Genomic DNA, 10,719 nt, shown 5'->3' with positions numbered 1-10,719 from the left:
GATTGTGAAAGAGAATAGCAAGCTGCCTACGGTGCCGATCTTCGGCATCCGGGTGTCCAAAGTCGATATGACCGCAACGGTTGCATACTTGACGGAGGCGATCCGGAATCGGGAAGTGCACCAGGTCATTACAGCTAATCCGATAATGGTTATGACCGCGCTGGAGAATCCCGCTTATATGGAAATTATGAGGTCGGCGGAGCTGGTTGTTCCTGACGGCACAGGCGTCGTCTGGGCGGCTGAGTATTGCCGTGAGCCTGTAGCCGAGCGGGTAGCGGGATTCGATCTTTTACATGAATTGCTCCGTCAGGGTGAAAGCTATCATTGGAGAATTTACCTGCTCGGCTCCACGCCCGAAGTGATTCGGGAGACGGCTGCACGGTTACAATCTCAATATGCCGGTGTTATCATCGCAGGATATCATGACGGCTTTTTTGGGGCGGAAGCGGATGATGCGGTCATTGAAGAGATTACGTCTGCCAAGCCGGATATTTTGTTCGTGGCCAGAGGTGCCGACAGCCAGGAGCCGTGGATTGCCAAGCACAAAGCCCGGCTGAATATTCCTGTCATGATGGGCGTCGGGGGAAGCTTCGATGTCATCTCCGGCAAGAGCAAACGGGCGCCTGTAGTGTTCCAGAAGCTGCGTGCGGAATGGCTGTATCGTCTCCTGAAGGAACCAACCCGCTATAAAAGAATGCTTGCGCTGCCGAAATTCGCAGTAAAAGTACTGCGGGAGAAAGATACAGTGACAAAAGTTCAATAAAATGAGGTTTTTTGCTGAAAAAGACGATTTTGCAGGCTGAAAATGGAATTGGAATTTACATTTACTTCGGCGTATAATTCATTGCGGTAGAGAAATGGGGGTCGACTGATCAAATGTTAATCATCTACATCGCCGGATTTATCGTGTGTATGGGACTCGCCCTGCTCATAACGCCGCTGGTGAAGAAATTCGCCATCAAAGTTGGAGCGACGGATGTGCCCAATGCCCGCAAGGTTCATACGACCATCATGCCACGTCTTGGTGGCCTGGGAATCTTTCTGGCGTTTGTGCTCGGCCTGCTGGCTGTGTTGCCGATAATCCCTTATGACTTTACTCCGCGTGAGGCTAATTTCATTAAGGCTTTGCTGTCGGGAGGCGGACTGATTGTTCTCCTTGGCGCATTGGATGACCGCTTCGAGCTTTCCGCAAAGGTAAAGCTGCTCGGTCAAATCGCTGCAGCTTGCATCGTGGTCTTTGGATTTAACATCACTGTGGATTTTGTGAATATTCCATTTAATGATACGTACTCTTCACTGGAGAGCTGGATTGCGATCCCGTTGACCCTGTTCTGGATTGTCGGTGTCACTAACGCCGTGAATCTGATCGACGGGCTGGACGGGCTGGCTGCCGGCGTATCCGGTATCGCAATTGCGACAATGGCGGTAATGGCCTTTATTATGGGCAATACAATGGTTGCGCTGCTGTGTCTGCTCCTGCTGGGCAGTATCGTAGGCTTCCTGTTCTTCAACTTTCACCCGGCCAAGATATTCATGGGAGACACGGGCTCGCTCTTCCTGGGCTTCTGTCTTGCGCTGCTCGCACTGCTCGGATTCAAGCAGATTGCGGTCGTATCGTTTATTACACCGCTCTTGATCATCGGAGTGCCACTATCGGATACGTTCTTTGCCATCATCCGCCGCAAGCTGCAGAAGAAGCCGATCTTTGCACCGGATAAAGGGCATTTGCACCACTGTCTGCGTGAACTGGGATTCAGCCACCGCCAGACGGTGCTGATTATCTACGGCATTGCCGCATTCTTCGGCGTGCTGGCTATTATCCAAACCTCGGCTTCGCTGTATGAAGCGAACTGGGTAACATTCGTTGTCATCTGCGTGATGCTGTTCTTCCTGCAGATTGGTGCCGAGATTACAGGAATCATCAGCAAGACCAAACGTCCGGTGCTCAATTTCTTCCTGCGGATGCGTGTGAAGCTTGATACCGAACGCGGCTCGAAATCTTAAGCTTCAGCACTTATTGTCAATTAAATTCCTGATTTTACAAAACTCATCCTTTTTAGGATGAGTTTTTTGCCGTTTTCCCTAAAAATTTGGGGACGATTGACCGATAAAAGACACAGTACAAGTCATGAGAACTTCAACTTAAAGGAGAGATACGATACATGTTACGCTTGAAGAGACCATTGGTCTGGCTGCTGATGGTGGCTCTGGTCGTTACAATGTTCCCGGGGAAATTCACCCCATTGGCTACGGCAGCGACGGCTACTACGACCTACTTTAGTCCGGATGATCTCACGTTACGGAATACGATTAGTTTAAGTCAAGATATTGCGCCAGCAGGCGATCCCAGTGCTGTATATAACATTACAAGAGAATCGGTATTCAAGACCAATAACCCGAACTTCACCATTACCGGTACTTATGCTCAGGTTACTGCGTCTACAATGAAGGTGACGGTACAGCAGATTACCCAAAGCGGGAGCAAATGGGTAACCGATGCTGCACATACGGCAACCGGAGCAGTTACAACGGATACAATGAATCCGGATAACCGCTTTATTGCCAGCGGACTGACTCTTTTTACCGGCTTCAATAAAGTCACACTGTCGGGTATGCAAGGTTCTATGGAACGCTCGGAGTCCTTCTATGTTCTCTATGATAAGGTTCCATACGTTACATCACTTCAGGTGCTTGGCGGCGGGCCTGCTGCCATTAACTTAAATGAAGGCACCAAGGTTGTTGTTCCGAACCAGCAGATTACTTTGCAAGGGAATGTGACAAATGCAACCAAAGTAGGGGTTTCCCTGAACGGCGGCTCCTCCCTGCAGACTTCACTTTTGGAGGACGGGACTTTCTTTACGCCTGCCCTGACCTTGAAATCTGGTGAGAATACACTGGAGATTGTGGTACAGAATGCAGCCGACTCCATTACAATCAAACGGTCTGTGTACTACTTTGATACGAATAAACCATTTACGGATTTATATCTCACACATGACGGGAAAGCCTACAACATTCTAGGCAATATTCCGACATTAACATTACCTGCTACAACCGGCAACCTCATGGGGCAAGTGCTATTGCCATACAGTGCAAGCATCAAGTCCTTCGAGGACGATCATACGGTGACAATTAACGGCCAAGCCACCTCTGTGAGTGTCCTGGAGTCGTATACCATTGCTTCAGACGGTTCGTTTACTGTTAATGCAGGAACATCTCCGCAGAAAGAAATTGTCATCCCGGCTCCAGACGGAGTTACACCTCAGTATCGTCTGATTACGTTTCAGACCACTACTCCGTTTACATTGACTGCGGGGTCGTCGTCTGAGATCGTTCTGGCGATTAAATACGGGTCATATACGACATCTGTTAAACAAAATTACAAGTACTTGCCTGGCGAGACCGTAATTAACAATATCTATTATCTCTCCGGCCATGATGGGTCGGCCAAGAATGTTGCTAACCTTTCGAAACTGGCGCTGAACGGAGCCCAAGTAGACAAGCCTGATTTCTACATTATGGTGGAATCCAGTGCGAATCCAACCAATACATTGGTAGCCTCCTATCTTCCGCTCGGTGCATCGCTGAAGCTGGAGCTGCAGACTAATATTGGAGGATTGACAGGGGCACAGGCTGTTTATAAAGTCGTAGGCTTCTCCACCGGTCAGCAAAAGGTTAAATTCCAATACAGCGGCTCGCAGTCTTTCTTCAATGCAGATATTGCGTATGTTTCAAAAAACTATATTTATGTAGCCAACCTGAATGACGGGCAGACCTACACATTTGACTCTTCGTCCAACAGTAATACTATGACATTATCCGGAGAGTACATCGGATTTGAGAATATCGCTAATGCGCAATTTTTCGTGAACGGGATCTCCAATGACAAGCTCGATCCTCCGATCACGAGCTTTGCCCCGACGGTATCCAGCCCCAAATTTTCATTTACATTGCCGATTTCCGCATCGGGGCCACTGGTTTATGGTGAGAATAAACTGGTATTTACCGGAACATCGATGGATAATGCGGGGAACAAGCGTGAAATCCGCAAAGAGTTGAGAATTTATATTGTGGATACTAATGTTTCGAACATCAAGCAATTCCATCCGGCCTTGTCCAAAGGGCGTGCTTCGCTCACCCATGATGATCTTAAGGATTATACGGACACAGAGTTGAATAATATCTTAGGGTTAACTTCTGAGTTCATTTATAAAGACGAAAAGTTCGTGACCAGTCAAACCTCCTATGATTTGGTGATCAGAGGTGGCGCAGCAAGCAAGCTGAACCTGTATCAAGGTTCGGATTTGTTCCTGTCACTTGATAACACAGTTCTTACTGGGACTCCTGCGCGAAAGGGGCCTACTGCTTTTACCTATAACAAAAAGACTTATTATTACGATTTTGCGGGTGGCAGTACGGACTTCATCCTGCGTATCATGGATATCCCTGCTGAAACAGCAGGGAGTGTAGTATACAATTTGGAGTTGGTTAACAATACAGGCGCGCGTACTAATCAGAGAATGGAAGTCCAGCGCGAAGTAGCTCCTTACCGTATTTTATCTCCGGTTACTACCGTCGGCGAGCAAATTGTGGTCAATAAAAACTTCGTCCGCTTCGATATTGAGGCTGAAGGTGCAACCAAGGTAATGATCGATAAATTTGAAGCGGTACAACGCACAGATCTGCCAAACCGCTTTACGCTGGATTATGTGGGCCTGAAGCCAGATAAAGCTACAGCAATCAAAATTCAGATTGTACGCGCCGATTCCACCTTAAATGATACAATATCGGTTTACTATGCCAGTGCTGTTCAGGTTGACACGCAGTATATGGCCGAGAAAGTAGCAACTAAATACTCCGTGTTTAATAAACAGTTGGAGCTGTCATTCCCTAAGGGAACCGTGATGAAAGGATATACAACATCCGGAGCCGCCAAGTATTATCCGGACACCAAGCTTCTGTTCGGCATTGCGGACCCGGCAGACGGTGTGGTTGAACGAAAGAACGACTACGGGAACACAATCAATGTTGATGCCGATGCCCGGACGCCTGGCGGCTTGAGCACACTGCTGATTCCGGCTGATCTGGTATTGCGCTTCAATTCTACTGTAGAGACTAATAACTTCTCACGCGTATCGGACATTTACTGGCTTAGCGGAGGTCTTGGGGAGAAGGGTGTCAAAGGAACGGCCACCTATAAACCAGGAACTAACGGTGTTACTCCATATTCAACCGAAGGGAATTTCACTCAGATTGAAGCCGAACGTAAGATTGTTCCTTCAGAGCGTGGAGAGCTGACACTTAAGTTTAATCAAAATGTAGTTGATGAAGTGGGTACAACCATTACCGTTTTCCGTTATACTGATGCGGGTCAATGGGAGAATATTGGCGGTGAGGTTGATACAAAGAGCCATACCATTACCGTACCTTTTGATCAATTTGGTTATTACACTGTAATGAAGCTTCGTAGAGGCTATACGGATATCACCAATCATCCGTGGGCGCGTAACATTCTGAACGGTCTGTATTCCAAAGGCATCATGAAGAACCTTCGGTTTGACCAATTCGGAGCCGACGACACGACCACGCGTGGTGAGTTTGCTACATTGCTTGTTAAAGGCTTGAACATTCCGCTGGACTATGATACGAATAAGCAAACTTTCTTTGATATCGTGCCTGAAGCCGTCTCGGCAACATGGAACTTCAAGACGATCGAGACTGCGGCACGGGCAGGGATTGTGACTGGTCTCAGTGACGGATTCTTTGGCCCGGATCAGGCGTTGACCCGGGAACAGGCGGCCGTTATGATCGCCAGAGCGCTGAAGCTCAAAATGAACGCCAATAATGACAAACTGACCTCCAGTCTTAGCAAGTCCTTCGTGGACGTGGGCAGCATGGATTACTACTCGCGTCCGGCGGTCGAGGCGGTCTCCAAGGCCAAAATCATGGAAGGCAGCGCAGTTACGGTGACAGGGCAGTCCAAGCCTGTATATAATTTCAATCCAAAGGGCAAGCTGACCAGAGCGGAAGCCGGCAAGATTTCGGTAGCTCTTCTTCAGAAGAGTACCAGTATTTTCCCGAAGACCTTTAATTAATTCAGCTGCAACCGGCCGGTCCGTGAATACTGTTCACGGGCCGGTTTAATTGTAACATCGTTCCAAGCCCCCACTTTAACTTTGTAATCCGGGACGTTTTACGTTACAATGTCTTAGAAGATAATTTTTTCTGAAAGGTGAAAGCCATCGATGAAACCGATTTTATCAAAAGCACAACTGGACTACACGAAGGCCAAGAATATGTTTGAGAATAGAGCGAAGGTTTTGGAGAAAGAAATTGCCGCAAAGCGTGCGCTTCAGGAAATTACCCAGGAGGTTATGGAAGAGCTTGTGCAAGCTACAGGATTCCATGATGCATATAATGAACTTGTTCTCGCAGAGAATGCTTTGATTGAATGGTCCCATTCCACGATTAAACATGAGAAGACCTACCGTGATAATCGGGTGGCCATCGATGCGCTGTATGAGAACGTGAATTCAAGTCCTGAGAAACGGCAGGAACTGATCCAGCTTTCCATGAAGATCCGTTAGCATCTATCTTTAATAGGATTGATCCCAAGCGCCGGCAACGGCGCTTTCTTCATTTTAGAGCTTACATATTATAAAGGATAAAAGAAGACTGTTTATTCTATAGAAACGTTCTTCCTTTATATGCGTATACAATGGAGTGCCAAATTGCTGATGAGTGCGTTTAGAACAGGAATATTCTGTTTATTTACTTAACAAATATTGCTTAATGACGTTGCCAAACCGCTATGCTATACTGATTCCCGTAGCCACCCATCATTAACAATAGTTAGTAGATCATACATAAAATCCTCTTCTATTGAGCGGGGCAGGGAGTCAAAAAAAGTTTTTCGAGCAAGCGCAACTTTTTTGAAACAGGCGCGTCTAAGGTTTAGAGTCAAACACACAGGTCGGCAGCACAGTAGTCGCCTGAACAAAGTGGTTGGCTGAAGTAGAAAAATTTTCTTTACGCGACTTGAGGCACAATGTATAATACTTAGGTAGAATTAGGAATCTAGTATTAGTATGCCCTCAAACATGTTTACAAGTTTCTGTGATACCCGTCACAGACATTATTTATACTTACTTGCTCAACTCGGGAAAGGGGGTGCATCGGCTAATGAGTAACATGAGCTACCCAACTAAAGAAAATTCTCAGTTCATGAATGTCCAAGGAGGAGAAAAAAAGGTTATGAAGAAAATTTTATCCGTAGCATTATCTACAGCAATGGCATTCTCGATGTTTGCCTCTGTAGCATTTGGTGAAACAGCAAAAGCAACTCCAGAAGAAGCGTTCAACGCTCTGGCAGCTAAAGGTATCCTGAACGGCTACCCAGACGGTCAGGCTCACCTTGAGAAAGACCTGACTCGTGCTGAGTTCGCTAAGATCATCACTAAACTGTTCGGCCTGCAAGAAGTAACTGGCCAACTGTCTTACAAAGACAAAGGCTACACAGCTACTAACTGGGCTGTTCCTTACATCGAAGCTGTAACTAAAGCTGGTTACATGCAAGGTCAAGATACTGTTAAAGGTATCTTCAACTACAACGGTAAAGTAACTGTTGAAGAAGTAGCGGCTGTACTGGCTCGCGCTCTGAAACTGGAAGCTCCTACAGCTACCGACAACTCGGCATCTGTTTGGGCTAAAGGCTATGCGCAAGCAGTAATCAACGCTGGCTTCATCGCTAAAGATGTTAACTTCAAAGCTAACGCTATCCGTTCCCTGGTAGTTGAAGCAGCTTATAAAGTTGACGCTGCGCAAACTAAGCCTGCTGTAGTATCGGCTCAAGCTACAAGCCCTACTAAAGTGCTTGTAACCTTCGCTGACCAAGGAACTCTGGAAGTTACTCTGACAACCGCTCTGGTTGCCGGAACTGAAACTACAATTCCTACATTCCAATACAAAGGCTTTAACTATTCCGACGTTAAAGTGACCCTGGCTGCTCCTCAAGTGGTTTCCGTTACTTCCGCAAACGCTAAGCAACTGGTAGTTAAATTCAACCGTCCAGTTGACGCTAGCACTCTGATCGCAACTGGTGACGTATTCGTAACTGACCTGGTTGAAATCAAGGAAGTTGCTGGAGCGAAAGTTGTTGACGAAACTAAAGCCAAGGTAGTGCTGAGCGACGACAAGACTACAGCAACTGTAACAGCTGCTGCTGGTGAAATCTTCGACGGTCAGTATGCTATCACCATCAAGAAGGGCGTTAAGACCAGCTCTGCTGAAGAAGTGCCAGCATTCACTGTATTGCTGACAATCAAAGATACTGTAGCTCCTACGCTCGTATCCACTACAGCAGTAGCTAAGACTACTACAAATCAAGTAACAGTTAAATTCAGCGAGCCAGTTCAAACTGCAGGTGTTATCGCATACGTGAATAACGCAGCGGTAACTATCGATCCTTCCAAGAATGCAGGCATCACTGATACACTCGTGCTGACTACCGGTAACCTCGATAGCGGCAAGACTTATGATGTTTCCTTGTTGAATGTTAAGGACTACGCTGGCAACGCAACTACACCTAACCCATTGGCCACTACTGTTGCAGTAGTATCCGATGTAGCTGGACCGGTTGTTAAGAGCGTAACTGTTGACGGAGAAAAGAACGTTAAGGTTGAGTTCGACAAGGCTGTAGACAAGGCTACTTTTGATAACAACGTGCGTCTTGTTAATCCAAGTAACGGTGCAGTTCTGACTCTCTTTGGTACACCAGTATTGTCCAATGGCGATAAGACTGTCGTATTCACACCATTTGACGCTTCTCAAATTGCTTTTGGTAAAGACAACACCTTCACAGCAACATTCTTCCTGGGAACAGGCGTTAAGGACAAACTTGGCAATGCACTGGCATCTGCCTATTCCACAAGCCTGACATTTACTAAGGATGTAGTGGCTCCAACTGTAACTGGCGTAACTTATACAAGTAAGGGTCTGCTCGTTACATTCAGTGAAGGCCTTACGAACGTTCCTCTCGGAAATGCTTATACAGTAATTGACGATGCAACTGGATTGGTCAAGAATCCTGTTGTCGGTGGTTCTGCAGCCGTTCAAGCTTCCGATGACAAAACTGTTCTGCTGCCTTACTCGCTTGGCACTGGCAACTACACACTGCGTCTGGGTGCTGAGTTTGTAACTGACAAGGCAACTGTTGGTAACAAAAATGCTGCTACAGTTAATAAATTCTCGGTAACAGCGGCGTCGACTACTGACTCCAGTGCACCAGAATTCAACTGGACAGATGCTTCCAAGACTTATGTTGTTGCATCCGCAAATGGTACGCTGAGTGCTACTCAAACTATTAGCTACGTAGTATACGATGCTAATGGTCTGGACTTCACTACTGTACTTGATGTGAATAACTACACTTTGGATGGCAAGGCTCTTCCAAGCGGCACTTGGTTCACAACTAACCGCGTAGATAACACTGCAGCGGATAGCGCAACCAACAAAACTACTGTGACCTTGAATATCCCAGCTTCCGGTCTGACTGAAACCAAGGATTCTTACAGACTGGTAATCAGCAACATCAAGGACAAAGCTGGTAACACAGCTGGACCACAGGTTTCCCAAGCAGTTAAACTGTTTGAAGGAACTAAGCCAGTATTCAACTCTGCAGTTATCGCTAGCGGTGACAATACAACTGTAGTTCTCGGATTCTCCGAGACCGTTAGAAATGTTAATGTTAAAGACTTTGATGTGATCATCAACGGATCGACTACTGCTGTTCCTGATGCTAGTCTGAATCTGGTTGCTGGTTCCGGTAGTGACGCAGGTAAATATCTGTTGAAGGTAGCTACTGAAGTTAAAACTATCGATTCTGTAAAGGGTCTGTTCGTTAAGGGAACAAACATCAGACTGACAACATTGGACAGCAATGCAAGCAATGCTGATGGCTGGTTGAACTTCAACAGCTCTTATGTTTCTTCCGCTTCCATTACGATTGCTTCTGACGCAGGTATCATCGACCTTGCTGACACAGCAACTGGTAACACAATTGTTAAAGGTACTTCAATCGCAGTTAAGTAATTCGGTTATACCGAAGCCCAGAATAGCCTCTTCGGAGGCTATTCTTTTTTTTAGCATTTTTTATAACCTAAAGGAGGAAGTGGATGAAGATCGTATGGAAAGTATCCATGGCTACTGCATTGCTGGCCGGAAGCCTGTGGGCTGGGTCGCTGTTAAACAATACGGCCGATGGGGCGAGTGTAGGTTCCCAACCAGGTACAGCCGATGATCCGGTAGTTACCAAGAGCTATGTAGACCAGCAGATTCAAAAGGCACTTCAAGGCGGTGCCATTGCTACGCAGGCTCCAAGTGCGACGGCGACACCGGCTCCAACGAAAGCGCCAGCAGCCACGGAAGCTCCTGCGCAAAGTTCGGATGCCGTAGACATTGTAGATGTTAAGCCAGGCCAGACACTGATAGCCGGAGCCGGAGCTGAATTTATCGTTCGGGCAGGCAAGGCTGTCATCTATTCACAGGATGTCAATGGCGTTGCTGATCTAACGGCCGGCGCTGATTTGCTTAATGGTCAGGCTGCACCGTCCAATCACCTACTGTCATTCCCTAGAGAAGGCCGTGGAATTCAAGTGCAAGAGGGACAGACTTTAGGGCTGGTCGTAATGGTTCGCGGTTCATACACTTTAAAGTAGGCGT

At 46.9% G+C, this 10,719-nt stretch carries 6 protein-coding genes; all 6 read left to right on the top strand.

From position 1 onward, the window contains the following. Nucleotides 1-4: 4 nt before the first annotated feature. The 6 genes from F1379_RS13760 to F1379_RS13735 all read left to right on the top strand — a co-directional run bounded on the left by F1379_RS13760 (nt 5) and on the right by F1379_RS13735 (nt 10,715). Complete coding sequence (locus tag F1379_RS13760) at nt 5-763, top strand: WecB/TagA/CpsF family glycosyltransferase (RefSeq protein ID WP_420850498.1); 759 nt, start codon at nt 5-7, stop codon at nt 761-763. A 113-nt stretch (nt 764-876) separates the two neighbouring features. Further along, complete coding sequence (locus tag F1379_RS13755) at nt 877-2,004, top strand: glycosyltransferase family 4 protein (RefSeq protein ID WP_150270553.1); 1,128 nt, start codon at nt 877-879, stop codon at nt 2,002-2,004. A gap of 158 nt (nt 2,005-2,162) precedes the next feature. Continuing rightward, on the top strand, nt 2,163-6,095 hold the full coding sequence (locus F1379_RS13750; RefSeq protein ID WP_150270551.1) for an S-layer homology domain-containing protein: 3,933 nt from the start codon (nt 2,163-2,165) through the stop codon (nt 6,093-6,095). Between the two features lie 150 nt (nt 6,096-6,245). Continuing rightward, nucleotides 6,246-6,587 carry a hypothetical protein gene (locus F1379_RS13745; protein WP_150270549.1) on the top strand — a complete coding sequence of 114 codons (342 nt, stop codon included), beginning with the start codon at nt 6,246-6,248 and terminating at the stop codon, nt 6,585-6,587. Nucleotides 6,588-7,182: 595 nt separating this feature from the next. Next, complete coding sequence (locus F1379_RS13740; RefSeq protein ID WP_150270546.1) at nt 7,183-10,089, top strand: S-layer homology domain-containing protein; 2,907 nt, start codon at nt 7,183-7,185, stop codon at nt 10,087-10,089. 83 nt (nt 10,090-10,172) lie between these two features. Further along, nucleotides 10,173-10,715, top strand: a complete 543-nt coding sequence (locus tag F1379_RS13735) for a hypothetical protein (protein WP_150270544.1) — start codon at nt 10,173-10,175, stop codon at nt 10,713-10,715. Nucleotides 10,716-10,719: the final 4 nt, after the last annotated feature.

This window comes from Paenibacillus tepidiphilus (genome assembly GCF_008635795.1).
Lineage (GTDB): Bacteria > Bacillota > Bacilli > Paenibacillales > Paenibacillaceae > Paenibacillus_AQ > Paenibacillus_AQ tepidiphilus.
This window is presented reverse-complemented; position numbering and strand designations above follow the sequence as displayed.